At 62.2% G+C, this 17,980-nt stretch carries 17 protein-coding genes; 7 read left to right on the top strand and 10 right to left on the bottom strand.

The window, feature by feature from the left end; genetic code table 11:
- The first annotated feature begins 79 nt into the window (after nt 1-79).
- The 6 genes from vapB to IVA81_RS07030 all read left to right on the top strand — a co-directional run bounded on the left by vapB (nt 80) and on the right by IVA81_RS07030 (nt 4,122).
- The gene (gene vapB / locus IVA81_RS07055; RefSeq protein ID WP_247314126.1) at nt 80-340 is read left to right on the top strand and encodes a type II toxin-antitoxin system VapB family antitoxin; all 261 of its coding nucleotides are present in this window, start codon (nt 80-82) and stop codon (nt 338-340) included.
- Nucleotides 337-744 carry a type II toxin-antitoxin system VapC family toxin gene (locus tag IVA81_RS07050; RefSeq protein ID WP_247314125.1) on the top strand — a complete coding sequence of 136 codons (408 nt, stop codon included), beginning with the start codon at nt 337-339 and terminating at the stop codon, nt 742-744. Before vapB ends, IVA81_RS07050 begins: the two co-directional genes overlap by 4 nt.
- Nucleotides 745-1,059: 315 nt before the next feature.
- Nucleotides 1,060-1,506 (top strand): NUDIX hydrolase, encoded by a 447-nt coding sequence (locus IVA81_RS07045; RefSeq protein ID WP_247314123.1) that lies wholly within the window; start codon nt 1,060-1,062, stop codon nt 1,504-1,506.
- Nucleotides 1,507-1,517: 11 nt separating this feature from the next.
- Nucleotides 1,518-2,285: a hypothetical protein gene (locus IVA81_RS07040; protein ID WP_247314121.1), complete on the top strand. Its 768-nt coding sequence runs from the start codon at nt 1,518-1,520 to the stop codon at nt 2,283-2,285.
- 648 nt (nt 2,286-2,933) lie between these two features.
- Complete coding sequence (locus IVA81_RS07035) at nt 2,934-3,569, top strand: histidine phosphatase family protein (RefSeq protein WP_256469315.1); 636 nt, start codon at nt 2,934-2,936, stop codon at nt 3,567-3,569.
- The gene (locus IVA81_RS07030) at nt 3,556-4,122 is read left to right on the top strand and encodes an NUDIX hydrolase (RefSeq protein ID WP_247314117.1); all 567 of its coding nucleotides are present in this window, start codon (nt 3,556-3,558) and stop codon (nt 4,120-4,122) included. The genes IVA81_RS07035 and IVA81_RS07030 overlap by 14 nt, the downstream gene beginning before the upstream one ends.
- Nucleotides 4,123-4,297: 175 nt before the next feature.
- Here IVA81_RS07030 and IVA81_RS07025 read toward each other — a convergent pair whose 3' ends face one another.
- The 6 genes from IVA81_RS07025 to IVA81_RS07000 form a co-directional block, all read right to left on the bottom strand.
- Complete coding sequence (locus IVA81_RS07025) at nt 4,298-5,047, bottom strand: phosphorylase (protein ID WP_247314115.1); 750 nt, start codon at nt 5,045-5,047, stop codon at nt 4,298-4,300.
- The gene (gene shc, locus IVA81_RS07020) at nt 5,044-7,011 is read right to left on the bottom strand and encodes a squalene--hopene cyclase (RefSeq protein WP_247314113.1); all 1,968 of its coding nucleotides are present in this window, start codon (nt 7,009-7,011) and stop codon (nt 5,044-5,046) included. The genes IVA81_RS07025 and shc overlap by 4 nt, the downstream gene beginning before the upstream one ends.
- Before the next feature lie 52 nt (nt 7,012-7,063).
- Entirely contained in the window at nt 7,064-8,320 is a 1,257-nt protein-coding gene (gene hpnE / locus IVA81_RS07015; protein ID WP_247314111.1) for a hydroxysqualene dehydroxylase HpnE, read from the bottom strand.
- Nucleotides 8,320-9,159 (bottom strand): presqualene diphosphate synthase HpnD, encoded by an 840-nt coding sequence (gene hpnD / locus IVA81_RS07010; protein WP_247314108.1) that lies wholly within the window; start codon nt 9,157-9,159, stop codon nt 8,320-8,322. The genes hpnE and hpnD overlap by 1 nt, the downstream gene beginning before the upstream one ends.
- The gene (gene hpnC / locus IVA81_RS07005) at nt 9,149-10,033 is read right to left on the bottom strand and encodes a squalene synthase HpnC (RefSeq protein WP_247314106.1); all 885 of its coding nucleotides are present in this window, start codon (nt 10,031-10,033) and stop codon (nt 9,149-9,151) included. Before hpnC ends, hpnD begins: the two co-directional genes overlap by 11 nt.
- A 191-nt stretch (nt 10,034-10,224) precedes the next feature.
- Nucleotides 10,225-10,458, bottom strand: a complete 234-nt coding sequence (locus IVA81_RS07000; RefSeq protein ID WP_018315694.1) for a hypothetical protein — start codon at nt 10,456-10,458, stop codon at nt 10,225-10,227.
- A gap of 460 nt (nt 10,459-10,918) precedes the next feature.
- On the opposite strand from IVA81_RS07000, the gene IVA81_RS06995 reads away from it, so the two are divergent.
- Entirely contained in the window at nt 10,919-11,416 is a 498-nt protein-coding gene (locus tag IVA81_RS06995) for a hypothetical protein (RefSeq protein ID WP_247314104.1), read from the top strand.
- Nucleotides 11,417-11,537: 121 nt separating this feature from the next.
- On the opposite strand, the gene IVA81_RS06990 is transcribed toward IVA81_RS06995, so the two are convergent.
- The 4 genes from IVA81_RS06990 to IVA81_RS06975 form a co-directional block, all read right to left on the bottom strand.
- Nucleotides 11,538-12,788 (bottom strand): MFS transporter, encoded by a 1,251-nt coding sequence (locus IVA81_RS06990; protein ID WP_247314102.1) that lies wholly within the window; start codon nt 12,786-12,788, stop codon nt 11,538-11,540.
- A 222-nt stretch (nt 12,789-13,010) separates the two neighbouring features.
- Entirely contained in the window at nt 13,011-15,377 is a 2,367-nt protein-coding gene (locus IVA81_RS06985) for an MMPL family transporter (protein WP_247314100.1), read from the bottom strand.
- A gap of 209 nt (nt 15,378-15,586) precedes the next feature.
- Nucleotides 15,587-16,372, bottom strand: a complete 786-nt coding sequence (eutC, locus tag IVA81_RS06980) for an ethanolamine ammonia-lyase subunit EutC (protein ID WP_247314098.1) — start codon at nt 16,370-16,372, stop codon at nt 15,587-15,589.
- On the bottom strand, nt 16,369-17,955 hold the full coding sequence (locus IVA81_RS06975) for a B12-binding domain-containing radical SAM protein (protein ID WP_247314096.1): 1,587 nt from the start codon (nt 17,953-17,955) through the stop codon (nt 16,369-16,371). The genes eutC and IVA81_RS06975 overlap by 4 nt, the downstream gene beginning before the upstream one ends.
- Nucleotides 17,956-17,980 lie beyond the last annotated feature (25 nt).

Raw genomic sequence — 17,980 nt, 5'->3', positions numbered from 1 at the left:
GCAAAGTAGAACCGTGGCTCCGTCTTGCATGCGTTGACACAGCAGTGTATATACATATATGTATATACATGAGGTCGCCATGCCCCATATCGCCAAGGTGTTCAAGTCCGGTAATTCCCAGGCCGTCCGGCTCCCGAGGGATTTTCGTTTTACGGTCGACGAGGTCGAGGTTTCACGCGAAGGCGATGCCGTGATCCTGCGCCCGAAGCGGAGCGCCACCGGGCCCTGGGCGTCGCTTCGAGCGGCTGTCACGCGCGGTTTCAGCCCGGACTTCATGGCTGAGGGCCGAGAGCAACCCGAAGAGCAGACGCGCCCGGATCTCGACCGGGAGTTTCGATGACGAAATGGCTGCTCGACACCAACGCCGTCATCGCGCTTGTCGCACGCCGGTCAGAGCCTCTCCTGCGCAGGGTCGAAGCCAGCGAGCCTGGCGCGCTCGCGATCTCATCCATCGTTGCCCACGAACTCTACTTCGGCGCCTATCGCAGCCAGAAGGTCGAATTCAACCTGGAAACGCTCCGTCTCCTCTTTGCCGATCTCGACATCCTCGACCTCGACCAAAAGGACGCGCGAGCCGCCGGCGAGATCCGGGCGGAGCTGGCGCGGCGCGGCACGCCGATCGGTCCCTATGACATCCTGATCGCCGGTCAAGCGATAGCGCGCGGCCTGCCGCTCGTCAGCAACAACACCGCCGAATTCCAGCGTATTGCCGGATTGCGGCTGGAGGACTGGACGAGGGAATAATGATGCTCACAGGTGTTGCGACGAGTGATCGTCAGGATGGGTTCAGCTTCTCGTGAACTCACCCGAAAGGATCACGCCCTTCTGCGGCGCGAGTTAGTGTCTGCAACCAACGCGCGGTCCGCCAAGCGCTCAACGCTTGGAAAAATTTCGTGCTATTCGAATTCCATTGAGGCATTGGGCATAGTAGCGGCACTATGTTACGCTGGCCGCTCCGTAGTGCCGACATACGCGACGTGCGAGTTCGCCGCTTTCCCAATATCCAGCAGACACGCCGGTGTTCGTTCCGCGCGGCAGAGGCGCCGATTGGAGGTCTCGTTGAGTTCAACTAATGTGAACGTTCAAAAGGGGACGACTTACAGATTTCCAGAGTCGGCTTGCTTGGCCTGTTTGGTTGACAGCGACCAAATAGTGCTCGTGGAGCAATTCCGTACGCCGACGGCAAGGCGCACGCTCGAGTTGCCCGGCGGGATCATGAATGATGGCGAAACCCCACTACAAGCCGCAACTAGGGAATTCTGCGAGGAAACGGGATTGATACCCGGCCCAAGCCGCTTTCTATTCACACTAGACCTTGATCTTTCAACAACGATCCATCGCACGCATGTTTTCTCGACCGCCGTTGCACAGGGCGCCACCAAGTCCGACGCTGAATTGGGAACACGCTTCCTCAGAATCGACGACAGCTTGCAGATGGTACGAACCGGAGAGATCACGCACGCACCAACCGTAGCCGCAATTCTTGCGATATGCAGCAAATATTAGATTGAATCACAGTGGGTGATTTTGTGACCAGCCTATTAGGCAACCCCTATTTGAGCGAAGTCGGCAACATAATCCAGTGGCCGATATGGAGCATTCTAGGAGCAATCGTTGGGTGGACGTTTCCGCATTTGTACAGATGGTTCAAAACGCGCGGGCAACGGAAATTCTGGAAACCCTTCATAGCTGGGAAGGGCCCCCTCCCGGTCGTCCTGACCGATAAGGCCGGGGCCAAGCCAAGAAGTCCTGCCAAAGTTAGCATTACAGACGTTCAGGCGTATTCCGAGGTCAGGAGTGCTTTGGCTGATTTCCGGAAAGTAAAGATAAGGGCGGGCTCAGCCGTAAGGATTGATGAATTGATTGAGGACAGCTTCGTCACGCTTGGCGGCCCGAAGGCAAACGGCATAACCGAGCAAGTTCTTCAACGACTAGGGGGAAGGGTTCCCGTTTTATATGATCAAGTGAGCGGCGCTTTTCGCTTTAAAGGAGATGAGTTTGCACCAGTGTACGACGCACGCGAGTTCGTGGCTCGAGATTACGCCCTCATCCTACGACTTCTGCATTTAGACGACAAGAATTCGAAATCAAAGGCCGTTTTAGTGGTTTTTGGGCTGCATGGGCACGGGACCGAGCAAGCAGTGCGAGCAATCTCTGACCACGACCCACTGTACCAAAGAATATCTCCATACTTCGGGAAGGACTGCTGGGCGTTCTTGCGTTTTGATTACACCGATCACTCCTGCACAGATCGCACCGTGATCGACGCAGGAAAACTAAACTAAAAGCGAAATGCAAAAAATAGTAATCGTTGGAGCATCTTCCTTGGGACGCTGCGCGATGAGTCTCGCGAGCTCTTGTCAAGCCAACATCCTCGGTTTTCTAGACGATAATTTGCTTACCCCCAAAGAGATAGATGGACTCCCATATATGGGTCCGATCGAGGAATTCCGGCAGCTATCTGTGAAACACGCCGGACTTCGACCGCTGATTGCGGTTGGAGATACTCGTAGTCGCCTACTGGTGTTTGGGCGCCTCTTAGCTGCAACGCCTGATTTGCAACTAGCTTCGGCTATCGACACCAGTGTTACACGTGTGGGTCCATCCCACGTTGACAGCGGATGTATAATTTTTCCGGGGGTCGTGATTGGTGCTGGCGTCAGATTGGGTAGATCGGTCGTCATCAATGCAAACGTTACTATAGGCGCTGGATCAGTCATCAAGGATTTCTCGACCGTGGGCCCGGGGGCGAACATCGGATCGGAAGCTGCGATTGGCCGTTGCACGTTTGTCGGCATGGGAGCCGCGATCGCTCAAGGTATTGCTGTTGGGGAAGACTGCACGATAGGAGCTCTCTCATTTGTGAGGCAAAACATACCCGACGGATATCTGGCAGCCGGCATTCCGGCTGTCCTTAAAGGGCCTCGTATTCGATGAGACTTATCCTCGTTAGGCATGCGCACTGCGAAAAGAATTTGATCGGCATTCCGGGTGGCCCGGGAACACCATTGACGCCACTGGGTAAAGCGCAGGCAACTTCGGTGGCTGCTCGCTTAACAACCCTCTCTCCTGTCCCCAGCGAGATAGTCGCAGTGCCCACCATCCAAACGATTGAAACCGCCCAGATTGTAGGTGCGCGTCTATCATTACCGACGGTGGTCCCAAACGAATTACGATCGATAAATCTGGGAGTTCTCAGCGGCATCTCAATCGAAGCCGCCCGAACAAGCTACCCGCGATCCAGCGAGTCGATGGACGACTGGCGAAATGGAGTCTCCGAAATAGCTGATCTGCGAATTCAAGGAATGGAAGATCCATTTGCGTTCTATGGTCGAGGCGCTAGCTATTTGTTGAAGGCAATGGACCTCGCCAACTCTGCGACGATGGTCATCGTATGTACCACATCTATAATGATCTTATTGCACAATATCCACGATAGACGCAGTCCGGTTGCTGGAGGCGGATATCGCACCCGATCGTACGAGAACGGCCAATTGGTCGACTTAATATTCAGCGACGAAGATCGAGCATGGCTGTTACAAGAGATGAAGCGTCATGAGATCGAATGAAATTGATAGTGATTTTGAATTCTTTGCGGTTCGCAGCTTCGATTGGCTCTCAAGGAATTCTGCGGCGAGCGAACGATACCATGTCCTCTCCTGTCCCGATTGGGTGAACGTTATTGCGTTCACGCAAAAGCAGGAGCTAATTTCCGTCAAACAATTTCGACACGGAGCATCTGTCAGAAATCATGAGTTGCCTGGCGGCATGATTTCCAGCGGTTGCACGCCTCTTGAAGCCGCACAAGGGGAGCTGTTTGAAGAAACCGGTTACGCGTCGAAGCATTGGTATCAGGCAGGCAGATATAGGCCGAACGCTGCACTTCAAAACAATTGGTGCTATAGCTTTGTCTGTTTTGAGGCCACTCAAGAAACTAGTCGGCGCCCTGACGAACTTGAGTTGTGTTTGATCGAGGCTCAATGCTTTCCGACCTTTCTTGAAGACGAGCTCATGTCGCAGGCTTTAATGGTCACCTCGCTACTTTTGGCAAAAAGGAATCTAAGTAAGGTGGCCAGTCCTGATCATCTCGATGTAGCCAAAGAGTTTCTCCGGGCTCTATGATTTGAGATCGCTGATGAGCTTTTGAAGACGGCAGGAAGCGATCGCCTCGGAGTGCCAGGCTGATGCTCTTGCGATCACGCTATCGCGAATAAGCCGCTCCAATTGAGCTACGCACAACAAGCACAAGGCCCGGTGCTTGACCGGGCCTTGTCTTTCGCCAGTTCTTCACCGCCGCTCAGGCCGCCTTGGAAACCAGCGCCTCGCTCTCGACCAGCTCCGTCCCGATCAAATAATCGCGGCAGCCGCGAAGTGAGCGCAGCGCGCGGTTGAAGTCGATGCCGGTCGAGACCAGCGCATGCAGCGTTGCCGGATTGCGGACGATGCCGCGCAGCACGGCGGCGAGATCGATCTGGCCGTTCGGCTTGATCGCGGCGCGGGCGAGCGCCGGCAGCGCGCGATGGGCGGGATCGCTGATGACGCGAACCGCGGCAAAGGGCAGCCCGGCTTCAGTGGCGTAGGCGGCCGCGATGTGGCTCTCCATGTCGACGGCCGAGGCCCCCGTCTCCGAGTGCAGCGCCGCCTTGCAGGCGCGCTTGGTGACCACTTCCTCGGCGCCGGCGAGGCTGCCGCGCACCACGCGGCGGCGGCCCGATGTCAGGCGGTCGATCAAATCGTCGCCGAGCGAGAGCCCGGCGGCCCAGCGAGTGTCGCCGGACAGCACTTCGGTCGCCAGCACGACGTCGCCGGAGCGCAGCGTCGGGTCGAGCCCGCCGGCCACGCCGAAGGAGATCACGCCGCGAATCGTGTCAGGGTCCACCACCGTCAGAAGCGCCCGCAACTGGGTCGGGCTGCTGGATGAACAGATGACCGCCATTCCCGGCCCGGCCGCGATGCGGGCCTCCTGAACCAATCCAGTCACGATCAGTATCGGCCGCGGGTCGATGGTATTCCCCACGGTAAAATAGTCCCCCGTCCCCAAAGTCACATTCCGACCCCTACCACCCTGCTGTTGGTGTTCCGCAAGTTCCGATACCGCGCCAGTGCCCACAACGGAAAGAACTTCGGGTAACCATGATACCGTAGATAGAACACGCGGGGGAAGCCTGTGGCGGTGTACCGCTGCTCGTCCCACAGTCCTTTTTCGTTCTGTGTTGCAATCAGGTACTCCACCCCGCGGGCGACGGCGGGGTGATCAACCTCTCCTGCCGCCATCAGAGCAAGCAAGGCCCATGCCGTTTGCGAGGCAGTCGAGGGGGCAGCCTCCCATCCCCGGTAGTCCAGACGGTAGCTGACGGCGTCCTCGCCCCAGCCGCCGTCCTCGTTCTGGATCGAGGCCAGCCAGTCGGCCGCCTTGCGAATCATGGGATCGCCATGGCGGACGCCGGCCATGTTCAGGGCGCAGAGCACCGACCAGGTTCCATAGATGAAGTTCATGCCCCAGCGGCCATACCAGGACCCCTCCGGGTGCTGGGTCTTCCGGAGGTAGGCGACCCCGTCGGCTACATGCTTGCTGGTCTTCTCGGTCTCGCCGAGCTGGGCCAGCATCGAGATGCAGCGCGCGGTGACGTCCTCGGTCGGCGGATCGAGCAGTGCGCCGTGGTCCGAGAACGGGATGTTGTTCAGGTAGTACTCGAGATTGTTGACGTCGAAGGCGGCCCAGCCGCCGTCGTCGCTCTGCATGCCCTCGATCCACTCCCGCGCGCGGGCGATCGCGGCATCGTAGCCGGTGGCGCCGTGCTCCCGGCGCATGCGGTCCATCGACATCACCACCACGGCGGTGTCGTCGAGATCGGGGTAATGCGCGTTGTTGTACTGGAAGGCCCAGCCGCCCGGACGCACGTCAGGCCGTTTCACCGCCCAGTCGCCCTTCACCTCGAGCTCTTGCCGCGGGATCAGCCAGTCGAGGCCCTGCTTGGCCGCCGGCACCGCCTTGTCACCGCCGGCTTCCAGCAGTGCATGCGCGGTCAGCGTCGTGTCCCACACCGGCGAGACGCAGGGCTGGCAATAGGCCTCGTCGCCTTTGATGACGAGCAGCTTGTCGATGCCGAGGCGGGTGATCGCACGCGGCGGGAAGTTCTCGTCCTTGCCGAGCGCGTCGTACATCATGACGATGTTGGCCATCGGCGGATAGATCGCGCCCATGCCGTCCTCGCCGTTGAGCCGCTCCTCGGTGAAGGCGAGCGCCGCATCGATCGCGCGCTTGCGCAGGCTCTTGGGAAACAGCGGCTCGACCACGCGCAAAATACCGTCGAGCGCGCGGAACAGCACGAACCAGGCCATGCTCTGGTGCGGCGCCTTGGCGGTCATGCCGATCGAGCGCGGATCCTGCAGGAACAGCTCGTCGATACCGACCCCTTTCGGATTCTTCGCGCGCGGCTTCAGCGCTGCGAGCACCATCAACGGCACCATGGTGGTGCGCGCCCAATAGGAGATCTTGTTGAGGTGGAACGGCGACCAGAACGGCAGCAGCACGATCTCGATCGGCAGCACCGGCACCGCGCGCCAGGTCACGACGCCGTACATCGCAAGCAGGAAGCGCGTGAAGACGTTGCTGTTGATGGCGCCGCCGCGCGCATGGATGGCCTCGCGCGCACGCACCATGTGCGGGGCGTCGACGGAGTCGCCGATCATCTTCAACGCGAAGTAGGCCTTCACGCTCGCGCTCATGTCGAACTCGCCGTCATGCACCAGCGGCCAGCCGCCATGGGCGCCCTGGATGCGGCGAAGATAATTGGCGATCTTGGCTTCGAGCACGGCATCGACCGGCTCGGCGAGATAATGGCGCAGCAGGACGTATTCGGCCGGGATCGTGCAGTCGGCCTCGAGCTCGAAGACCCAATGGCCGTCGGATTGCTGGAGGCCAAGGACGCCCTGCGTCGCCGACGCAATGCTCGATTCCAAGGCGCTTGATTCCAAGGCCTCGCGGCTGGTCGCGTTCACGGAATCCATCTCGCTCGATTGCTCCGATAGTCGATTGAAATTGGCCGGGGATGTTTGCCCGTCAGGGCCGCTTGGCGGCGAGAACCAGATCGGCAGCGCGATCACCGGACCGGACCGATCCCTCGATGGTTGCAGGCAATCCCGTAGCAGTCCAATCACCGGCAAGAAACAGGTTTTTCAGCGCAGTGACCGGCCCCGGGCGCAGGGCGTTCTGGGCCGGCGTCGCCGCAAATGTGGCACGGCGCTCACGCACGATCTGCCACGGAGGCAACTCGCCGGAGACGCCGCCGGCCTTGCAGATGTCGTTCCAGATCGTCTGCGCGAGTTCCTCGCGCGGCATGTCGACCAGACGGTCGCCGTTGCTGATGGTGACGGAAAGCCGGTTCGGGAACGCAAACAGCCACTCCACGACGCCGCCGATCACGCCGAGGATCGGCGCCGAGCCTGGCGGCGGTGTGATGCGGAAATGCGCATTCACGATGGCGCGGAACTCCGTCGGCGTCTTCAGCCCCGGCAGCAGGCCCGCTGCAGCGCGCGGCGGCACCGCCATCACGACGACATCGCCCTCACTGAGCTGGATCACATCCTCGCCGCCGAAATTCAGCGCACTGGCCTTGCCGTCACTGGTCGCAAACGAACGCAGCTCATGGCCGAGCTGAACGGTGTGGCCGCGATCAGCCAGGAATTTCACGGCCGGCTCGATCAGCACGGCGCTGAGGCCGTCGCGCGCGATCAGGGGACGGCAGGCTTGTCCGCCGGCGAGCAGCGTCTCGCGCACGATCGCACCGGCAAGCCCGGCCGAGCCCTCGGGCGGATCGACGTTGAGCGCGGCGAGCAGCAGCGGCTGCACCAGGCGCTGATAGAGCACGCCTTCACAAGGAATGGACTTGCCGACCAATGTCTCTTCCGAGGCCCAGATCAGCGGCGCCAGCTTCAGATAATCGGTGAGCCCGGTGTCGGGCACGCGGCGGCTCTCGTCGAGCACCCAGGTCGGCAGCCGGCCGGTGCCGAGATCGATCTGCCAGCGCTGCCCGGTCTTGATGTCGACGAAGGGAAACTGTGCGCTTTCAGGGCCGACGAGACCGGCCTCGGCGCCGATCGCGCGCGCATAGGCACGCGCATGACTGTTGCCCGACAGCAGCAGATGATTGCCGTTGTCGATGGTGAGATTGGTGGCGCCGTCGAAATAGGAACGGCAGCGGCCACCGGCCTGCTGCGTCGCCTCGTGCACGGCGACCTTGAAGCCGGCATTGACGAGCCGCACGGCGGCGGAGAGGCCGGAAATTCCAGCGCCGATGATGTGAGCTGTGTTTTGCATCAGATGAAAGCGTAGCGGAGCAGGATCAGGATACGTGTGACCTTTGACACACGCACCGGCTGGCGCGGCGCATTGAAACCGCGCGCAATCAGGAGATCCAGAATGGAATGATAGTATTTCGACATGATCCGCGGCGCGCGCACCGCGCGGCGCTTGTTGCGGTTCATGATCTCGTCCGACTTCTCGAAATGCATCTTCGCACGCTGCGTCAGCGGCAGGCAGACCTTTGGCAGCGCGCGCTCGGCGATCACGCGATCCGGATCGTTGGAGGTGATGCCGGCATGCAGCAGCGCCTCGCGCGGCAGATAGAGGCGGCCGAGGCCGGCGTCCTCGTCGATGTCGCGCAGGATGTTGGTGAGCTGAAGCGCGCGGCCCAAATGATAGGCGAGCTGGATCCCGTCCTCTTCCGGCAGGCCAAATACTCGCACCGACAGCCGTCCCACAGCGCTGGCGACGCGATCGCAGTAGAGATCCAGCGTCGCCATGTCGGGCGCGCGGATGTCCTGCGGCACGTCCATCTCCATGCCGTCGACGATCGCCAGGAAATCCTCGCGCTTGAGGCCGAAGGTCTTCACCGAGGCAACGTAGTCCTTCAGCCGCGGCGGCGGATGCCCCTGATAGAGTGCGTCGATGTCGTTGCGCCATTCCTGAAGCGCGGCGAGGCGCTCCTCGCGCGGGCCGTCGGAATCCGCGATGTCGTCGACCTGGCGGCAGAAGCTGTAGATCTGGAACATCGCTTCGCGCTGGTCATGCGGCAGGATGCGCATCGCGGCATAGAACGAGCTGCCGGATGCGGTCGAGCCATAATTGGCGCCGGGCGAGGTCGCCTCAAGCGTCATGTGCAGTCCCCGGTCTGGAAATGGCCTTGCGTCCGATCGCGCGACGGCCGGCTTCGCCGATCATCCCGGCAAGGCTGAAAGTGAGCAGCTCGAACTTGTTCAGGTGCACGCGCTCGCGCAGGGGATCGCGCACCTTCAAGAGGCGCACGATGCGGTCGGCATAGGCCTGGATCACCGAGACGTCGACGCCGAGGCGGAAATCCCGGATCTCCGCAGCTAGCGACCTGCCCTCGTCGAGCAGGGCTTCGTTGCGGACGGCGAGCGCCTGCAGGCAGGCCAGCATCGCCGGCGGCGACTGTGACAGCCCGAGCTGCTCGACGGAGGCGCCGTGTGCTGCCAGCGCATCGCGCGGCAGATAGACGCGGTTGAGCTCGCGGAAATCCTTGCCGCAATCCTGCAGGTGGTTGTTGATCTGGAGGCCAGCGCAGAGCGCATCCGATGCGGCCCAGGTCGAGGTGCTCTCGCCGTGGACGTCGAGCATGAAACGGCCGACCGGCATCGCCGAATAGCGGCAATAGTGAATGACTTCGTCCCAATTCTCGTAGCGCAGCTTGGTCACGTCCATGCGGAACGCGACTAGCACGTCGAGCGCATGGCGCGGCGCCATGCCGCGTTCGGCCAGCGCGCGGCGCAGAGTCACGGCCTCCGCCTGGGTATCGCCCTTGCCGAGCAGTTCCGCCTCGAACAGGTCGAGCAAGCGTAGCTTCTCGTCGGGCGGGAGCGTCGCGTGGTCGGCGATGTCGTCGGCGGTGCGGACGAAATTGTAGTACGCCAGGATCAGCGCGCGATGACGCGGATGAATGATCCAGGACGCGACGGGAAAATTCTCGTCGCGGTCACCCTTGCCGGATCGCAATTCGCTCGCAGAGGTCATCGAGGGCTGGTTTACAATCGTTTGGATAGGAAGGGCTTCTTCGCTCGCGGGCTCATGCCGGCGATCCGCCGCGGCCCCCATATAGGGGAATACGGCCGCAAAACCAATCCTGTCTCTCGATGGCTGCCCTTCCGCGGATCCGGCCCGAAAAGGCGGCCCTGGGGCCGCCTTTTGTGGGCCAGTGGCCGAGCTTACTGGTTGTGGGTCTTCAGGACCTGGTCGCAGGCCTGCGAGATCTTGGCCCGGTTCTCCTTGAGGCAGGCCAGGATGGTGAAATCGCCCTGGTCGATGACCGGACGGCAGAACTTCTGCACGTCGCGCGTGCAGGCCTTCTGCTCGGCGTCCGTGCCACGCCCTTGCTGGGCGAACGCCGCCGTCGAAACAGATGCCGACAGCAGGGTGAGAGCGACGAGAAGCTTACGCATTGTATTCCTTCATTCTGACGGCAGAATCGCACCGGACCCGGACTGCACAGGGCGGACGACCGGAACGGATTGTTCTGATGGCAAGTCGCCGCGGGAGGTGCGGCCTCAGAGAAGGCACAAGCACTGGCAAATGCGGCCAAATTGGCGCCGCGTCCACCAAATCAGGTCTTCCCTGAGCCCTCATTGGCAAATGTAAGAGATTGATACTACGTCATAATTCAGGGACGCTGCGTTTTACTGCATACCTGTTGCAGAGCTGCATCTCTCCGCCCCGTCTTTCGTGCCAGAAACACGCGGAAACAGGGCAAATCGGCCTACCCGCGTCTGGCGCGAGGCGTCGTGAACCGCCATCTCTGGCGGCTCGGCTTTGAACCTGACACTGGCTCGGAGCACTAAACTTTCGATGTGGCGAGACGTTCTCAAGCGTAAGCGGGCGTCGTTCCAAAACGGGATATTTAAGATGACATTCTTTGGGCGATCTGGACTGGCGATCAAGGCGGCTGGCATTGGGGCGGCGCTGCTCTTTTCGGTTTCGACGAGCCACGCTCAGTCGTCTGGCCCGTTTGCCGGTTTCGACGGCGCGTGGACCGCCACCGGCACGGTGTCGCTGTCCGACGGCTCCACCGAGCGCATTCGCTGCAAGGCCGACTACAAGGTCGCCGGCACCGGTCTCAATCTCAAGCAGGCGCTGCACTGCGCGTCCGACAGCTACAAGTTTGACCTCACCAGCGACGTGACGAGCCAGGGCGAGCGCATCTCCGGCAATTGGAGCGAGACCAACCGCAACATCTTCGGCAATCTGCAAGGCACCGCCGGCGGCGGCCAGATCGAGGTGTTCGTCGAGGCCAACGGCTTCGCCGCCAACCTCTCGCTGCGCACCAACGGCACCAAGCAGACGGTGCAGATCTCTTCCAAGGGCGAGATCCGCGGCGTCAACATCACGTTGACGAAGGGCTGATCCCCTTCCCGCGTCGAGAGGGAATACGGCCCCCGGTTCTCGCGAGCCGGGGGCTTTTTGCTGACAATGGACGATTTTCGCAGGCATCTTCCGACGTGCGCATTCAATCTTAAGTTCATCGTCAGGGTCGACGCGTGAGGGGGAAGGCAATCGCAAGGACCCCAAGCAGTCCGAATGTGGCCGTCAACACCTGTATCAGGCCGATGTCGCCGGCATGGTCGATGGCAGCGCCGGTGAGCGGGCCGCCCAGCATTCCGCCGATGCCGCTGCTGAGCGTGAAGGCCGCGCTGCCCGCCAGGAGCGCCGGACCGCCGAAACGATCGCCGAGCTCGGCGAGCGCAACGGTCGTTACGCCATATGCGCATGCGCCCCAGACGAACAGAAATGCAAAAAGCGCGAACGGTTCGTGGCGGACGGCAACGGCCAGCAAGACGGCGCCGCCTGCGGTCGCGGCTGCACACCCTGAGAGCACGAGCCGTCGCGGAAACCGGTCCGCAAGCCAGCCGATCGGGACCTGCAAGACCACGTTGCCGCCATTGAGCACGGCAAGGCCGATGGCCATCGTTTGCTCAGAATATGCGTTCCTCATCCCGAAGGCCGGAAGAAAAGCCAGCGTGGCTTGATCGAACAAGCCGAAGGCCCCGACCGCGACGAGAAGAACCGGCGCGCGCGGCAGGAAACTCGCGACAGAAGCGCGCTGTTCGACTGCGAAGCCGGGAAGCCGGCGCGCGAAGATTGCCGTGATCAGCGCAGCGGTCAGCAGCGCCGAAATGCCTACTGCGAAAGGTAGCCAACCTGAAGAGCCGGTGAGCGCGAGCGCGAACGGCCCTAGCGAAAAACCCGAGGCCAGGACGGCAGCGTAAATTCCAACGATGCGACCGCGATAGACTGGCGCGGCGATCTCGTTCAGCCACGCCTTGTTGACGATGTAGAAGCCTCCGATGGCGAGACCGAGCACAAACCGCGCCGGAAACCAGACCCACAGCATGGGAAAGATCGCCATCAGGACAAGAGCCGCGGCGGCCGTCAGCGCAAAACCGACGGCGGCCCTGCCGCCGCCGACGCGCTGTGCAAATCGCGGCACGCAGAGCGCCGAGCTCAACAGCCCAATAGGCGTCATCGCGGCATTGGCCCCGATCAGAAGATCGCTGAATAGTTCCTTCTTGAGGACCAACGCGAGCAGCGGTGAAGACAGGCCGGCGGCAACTGCGAAGACGCCGACGGTCGCGGTCACGAGCACGACCTTCTCCCAGTCCACGACAGGTTCACCGGCCCCGGTGATAGGAGCTAAACCGGAGAAGACAGGATCCCGCGGGTCGATGCGATCACCGGCAGGATTTGGCTCAAACTGACGCTCTGGCTTGACGCCCATGCAACCCTCCTCGAGCTGCGGCTATCACCCAACGCGTTTCACAATGCCGTCGCTCGCGCCTGTCCGCTGATCAGCAACATCCCAAACGACGTTCTCGCAGCCCTTGGTTGAACAAGGTCGCGCGGCAAAGGTTCGTCAGCCTTGAAACAAATCGGCAGTCCCAAGCGCGCCTCTTTGCGCTTGAGAGCCCGAAAGACGCTCCATGTGAGAGCGCGATGACGACTAGATCGCCGACTTGTCGGTGCCCTGCAGCTTGGCATGCAGGTTGATCAGCCACATCGCCGTCGGCCGCAGGATGAAGAGGTCTGCGACGAGGGCCATCACCATCGAGAAGGCGCTGAGCCAGCCGAACAGCCGCAGCGACGGCAGGTCGGAGAACACGGTGACGACGAGGCCGCAGGCCAGCACCACCGTGGTCAGAATCAGCGCCGGTCCGACCAGCACGGTCGCCCGCTCCACCGCGAGCGCCGAGCCGACGCCCGGCTTGCTCTCCAGCCTGAGGCGGTTGAGGAAGTGGATGGTGGCACTCAAGCCCAGCCCGAATGAGACGGTGAGCGCGACGACGCTGGCGAATTGCAGGCCCTCGCCCATCGCCCACAGCACCGTTCCTGACATCACGACGGGGAAGATGCCCGGCAGGATGCAGGCGAACATCACCACCCAGGAGCGGAAGGCAAGGCCAATGAAGATCGCGACCAGCGCGAATTCGACGGTGAGCCCGCGGTTCAGCTTCTCGATCATGCTGGCCGAGTTGCGCGCGGCGATCGCGGCAAGACCGGTTACCGCGACCTCATAGCCCGGATGCTTTTTGCGGACGGCATCGAGCTCGGAATCGAGCTTGTCCACGATCGGCAGGAGCTGGCTGGAATCCTTGTCCGGCACGCGGCCGGCCACCACGACCGCGTCCTGCTCGGCGTCGATGAAGCGCCGCACCAGGTGCTCGGGGATGACGCTGACATATTCCTTCAGCGTCGCGACGTCGGCGCTGCCGGCCTTTTCCGCAAGCCAGCGGCGCAGGGTCTCAACCGACCAGACATTGCCGACCCCGGCCGCCTTCTCCACGGTCGCATGCACGTCCGCGATGGTCTGGAGCGTCTCCGGCGAATAGAGCGATTCACCCTTCGGGAACTGGATCAGCACGTTGACCGGATTGGCGCCGGTGAGCTTGGCATCAAGCCGATCGCTGGCGGCGACCGCCTGCCGCTTGTCCGGCACCTGGTCGGCGAGCCGGTAGCGCGGCTCCAGATTGGCGTAGATGACGCCGAGGCCGCCGACGAACAGCACCGCGATCAGGCTGAACAGGCCGGGCCGGCCCACCATGCGCACCGCGATCCAGTAGCAGAAATTGCGCAGCGCCTGGACGCCGGCATCCGCGCTCTGGAATTTGACTGCGAACGTCTTCTCGTTGCGCACGAGCAGCACGCCGAACACCGGTACCAGCGACAGCACCGCGACCAGCGCGATGATGGTGGCGGCGAGGCCCGCCTCGCCGAACTTGCGGATCAGGTCGGAGTTGGAGAACTGGAGCGCGATGAAGGAAATGCCGGCGGTGCCGTGCGTCAGCACGCAGGCCGGTCCCACCACCAGGACGGCGTTCTTGAACGCGGTGAACTTGTCCTGGCCCGCGATCAGCCGATCGCGCGCGGCGAAGGTGAGCTGCATCGAGTCCGAGAAACTGATGACCATGATGAGCGGCGTCATCACGTTCAGGAACATGTTGAGATTGAAATTAGCCCAGCCGAGCGCGCCGAGAGCCAGCAGGATCGCGATCATCGGCGGGAATGCCGCCGCCACCATGAAGGAGATCTTGCGGAAGAAGATGATGGCGATGACGCAGCCGGCGAGGATGCCGAGGATGTTGTAGGTGAGGCCGTCGCGCTCGACCGCGTTGCGGATCTCGAGCTGCATCACGGGCACGCCGGAAAGCTGCACGTTGAGCCCGGTGTCGCTGAGATCCTCCTTCATCAGCGCGCGGATGTCGGCGACGGTCTTGGTCAGCTTGCTGGAGGCGACCACTTCCGGATCGAGCGACAGCACGATCAGCGCCAGCGTGCCGTCTTCCGACAACAGCTTGCCGCGGATGATCTCGTTGTTTTTGACGGTCTCGATGAACTTGTCGTAGTCGGCGCCCTCGGGCAGCTCGGCCGGGAACAGTGCTGCCGGCAGCTTGCCCGGCGCCGGCGCCTGGCGCGCCGAGAACAGCGACACCAGCCCGCGCGTGCCTTCGACCAGTTGCATGTCGGTGACGAAGTCACGCAGCTTCTCGAGATTATTCCGCGCCAGGAGGTTCTTGCCTTCGACCACGACGAGGACGTCGAATTCCTCGGCCGGGAACTTCTTCGTCACCTCTTCATATTGGTGGAATTCGCGGCTGTCGGAGCGGAAGAGCTGCGACAGCGAATCGTCGATCTTGATCCGGTGGATGCCGAACACGGCGCCAACGATCAGGACGAGCAGGACGATGCAGGAGACGATCGGCGCCCGGACTGCGATCAGCCCGAGACGCTCCAGCCCGAAGGCGATCGAGGACGTAGGTCCCTGCTCGACCTTGTCGACATGAACCTCATTCTCGCTGTGCTTTTCGAGCATGCCTTATCCAGTTCCTAAATCGGCTCGGTCTTGAGAGCTTATCGCGCCCCGCGAACGGCTTGAAAACGCCATACCAATGGGAGGCTTGCCCTTTGAAAATGCGCGGAAAATCGCCGCGAGGGGTTTAGCAGGTCAACTGGTCTTTTCGCAAGCAGGCGAAGTGTGGCCAAATCGGTCAAGAAGCGGCGATTTTGGGTCGGGGATGGCGGTTATCCGGGCGAGAATGTGCCAATTCGACGCGGCGCGCGGTCCGCGCTCTCGTCCTTGAGCGCCACGCCGCTGACCTGCCGCGCCAGCCCCTCGCGGACCAGCCAGGCGATCTTGAAGGCGGCCTCGTCATAGCTGAGCCCGGCGTGGTGGATGTTGGACACGCAATTGCGCTCGGCATCGGTGCGGCCGGGCTTCGGCGCGAAAGTCAGATAGGCGCCGAGACTGTCGGGCGCCGACAGGCCCGGTCGCTCGCCGATCAGCGTCGCCACCATGCGCGCGCCGAGCACGGCGCCGACCTCGTCGCCGAGCGCAACGCGCGCGCCTGAGGCGACAACGACATGGCCGATCGCGACGTCATCCCCCTCCGCGAGCAGCGGCAGCAGGCGCCTCACCAGGGCGACCGCATGGGCATGGACCGCGGCTGCGGACAGGCCGTCGCCGATCACGAGCGCGAGTTGGCACGGCGCCGCGGCCGCTTGCGCCAGAGCCTCGACCGAGCCGGGTTCAAGCCGTCGTCCCAGATCCGGCCGCCGTAGATAGTCCCTGCGGTCGACCGCCTGGCTTCTGACCTCGGTGACGGCAAGTCCAAGCGCGCCGAGATCGGCGAGCAGACGCGGCGCATCGAAGGCGGCGTGTACGGCATCGCGGGCGCGGGCATGATCAAGCGTGAAATCGAGCAGCGCCTTGGTCGGCACGCTTGCGCCGTTGCGCCCGAGCGCGACGCGCGCGGGCGTGAACGACCGCAGGTCGATGGTTGGGCGAGCCGGAACGGACTTGTCACTCATTCTGCAGGAACGGCGGCCTCGCGCAGCCGGATCGAGTAGTTCGAAGCGTTCTGCCTGCCACTGGAGGCCGCGCGCGCAAAGGTGATGAGATGGTGCGCGATCAGTGTGCATCCGATCAGGCCTTCGAGATCGCCGCGCTTGATGCGCCCCAGCGCGAACTTCCAGAACACGCGCTTGTAGTCGCCGAGCACACCGACCTTCCAGAAGATGTTGCGCAGCATGACGAGGCCACGCCGGATGTTGGGCCAGCTCCTCATCTCGTCCGGCACCGGCGTCTTGAGGCGGTGCACATAGACGTGGTCGCATTGATACTGGAAGCGCGCGTAGACCTTCTCGGGCTCGTAGGCGACGCCCATGGCGTGCTTCCAGGATGCGACGACGTCGTCATAGGGCAACAGGAAGTCGACGTTGGAATCGCGGCCGTCGTCGTCGACCAGGCGCCCCTCGCGCTCGAGCCTATCCCACAGCGGGGTCTTCGGCAGCGCCTGAAGCAGGTTGATCGTGAGCAGCGGAATCCGGGACTCCTCGACGAAGTCGAGCAGCGCCTCCGACGTATTCGGCTTGTCGGTGTCGAGCCCCATGATGATGCCCGAGACGACCTCCATGCCGTAGGAATTGATGGTGCGCACGCCCTCCAGGATCGGGACCATCATGTTGTGGTCCTTCTGCATTGCCTTCAGCGCGTCGGGATCCGGCGTCTCGATGCCGCAGAAAATGGTGATGAAATAGGCCTCGCGCATCTTCTCGAGAATCTCGGGCCTCTTGGCGATGTTGAGCGTCGCCTCGCAGGCGAGCCGCACCACGTAGCCGGTCCGCTTCTGCCATTCGATCAGGTGCGGCAACAGGTCCATCGCCGCCTTGCGGTTGCCGATGAAATTGTCATCGACGAAATAGACCGTGTCGGTCATGCCGCATTCGCGCAGACGGTCGAGCTCGGCGATGATCTGCTGCGGCGACTTGATGCGCGGGTTGCGGCCGTAGAGGCCGGGGATATCGCAGAACTCGCACTGATAGGGACAGCCGCTGGAATACTGGATGCTGCCAAGGAAATATTTCTTCACGTCGGCAAGTTCGTAGGCCGGGATCGGAAACTCCGTCATCGGCACGCGATCCTTGGTCGTCAGCACCATCTGGCCCTCGGGGCGGGAGGTGTCGCGCGACAGGATCTCGATCAGCTGGTCGGTCGCATCGCCGAGCTCGCCGACATGGAGATAGTCGAATGACGGATAATAGTCGGGACAGGCGCTGACGGAGGGACCGCCGAGCGCGACCGGCAGATCGAACTCATGCGCGCGGCGGCAGATGTCGTTCATTTGCTGGCGCTGGATGTGCATGCCGCTGACGAAAACCGCCTCGGCCCATTCGAACTCCTCCCTGGTCGTATGGCGGAGGTTCTCGTCGACGAATTTGACCTGCCAGTCCTTCGGAAGATAGGCGGAGATCAGCAACAGCCCCTGCGGCGGCATGAAGGCACGGACACCATCGGTCAGGGGATAGGAATGCTCGAACGTACCGAACGACGAGGTGTAGCGCGGAAACACACAGAGGATCCGCCGGGACGTTCCGTTACTTTCAGCTCGCATCAAAGCTCCCCCGCCACGCTCGACC

This window comes from Bradyrhizobium sp. 141 (assembly GCF_023074055.1).
Lineage (GTDB): Bacteria > Pseudomonadota > Alphaproteobacteria > Rhizobiales > Xanthobacteraceae > Bradyrhizobium.
This window is presented reverse-complemented; position numbering and strand designations above follow the sequence as displayed.

Bases quoted from the DNA above. Each gene is read 5' to 3' on its own strand.
- IVA81_RS07050 (WP_247314125.1), top strand. From the start codon at position 337: ATGACGAAATGGCTGCTCGACACCAACGCCGTCATCGCGCTTGTCGCA.
- hpnC (WP_247314106.1), bottom strand. From the start codon at position 10,033: ATGACCTCTGCGAGCGAATTGCGATCCGGCAAGGGTGACCGCGACGAG.
- shc (WP_247314113.1), bottom strand. From the start codon at position 7,011: ATGGATTCCGTGAACGCGACCAGCCGCGAGGCCTTGGAATCAAGCGCC.
- IVA81_RS06975 (WP_247314096.1), bottom strand. From the start codon at position 17,955: ATGCGAGCTGAAAGTAACGGAACGTCCCGGCGGATCCTCTGTGTGTTT.
- eutC (WP_247314098.1), bottom strand. From the start codon at position 16,372: ATGAGTGACAAGTCCGTTCCGGCTCGCCCAACCATCGACCTGCGGTCG.
- IVA81_RS07000 (WP_018315694.1), bottom strand. From the start codon at position 10,458: ATGCGTAAGCTTCTCGTCGCTCTCACCCTGCTGTCGGCATCTGTTTCG.
- IVA81_RS06995 (WP_247314104.1), top strand. From the start codon at position 10,919: ATGACATTCTTTGGGCGATCTGGACTGGCGATCAAGGCGGCTGGCATT.
- hpnE (WP_247314111.1), bottom strand. From the start codon at position 8,320: ATGCAAAACACAGCTCACATCATCGGCGCTGGAATTTCCGGCCTCTCC.
- hpnD (WP_247314108.1), bottom strand. From the start codon at position 9,159: ATGACGCTTGAGGCGACCTCGCCCGGCGCCAATTATGGCTCGACCGCA.
- IVA81_RS06985 (WP_247314100.1), bottom strand. From the start codon at position 15,377: ATGCTCGAAAAGCACAGCGAGAATGAGGTTCATGTCGACAAGGTCGAG.
- vapB (WP_247314126.1), top strand. From the start codon at position 80: ATGCCCCATATCGCCAAGGTGTTCAAGTCCGGTAATTCCCAGGCCGTC.
- IVA81_RS07030 (WP_247314117.1), top strand. From the start codon at position 3,556: ATGAGATCGAATGAAATTGATAGTGATTTTGAATTCTTTGCGGTTCGC.
- IVA81_RS06990 (WP_247314102.1), bottom strand. From the start codon at position 12,788: ATGGGCGTCAAGCCAGAGCGTCAGTTTGAGCCAAATCCTGCCGGTGAT.
- IVA81_RS07035 (WP_256469315.1), top strand. From the start codon at position 2,934: ATGAGACTTATCCTCGTTAGGCATGCGCACTGCGAAAAGAATTTGATC.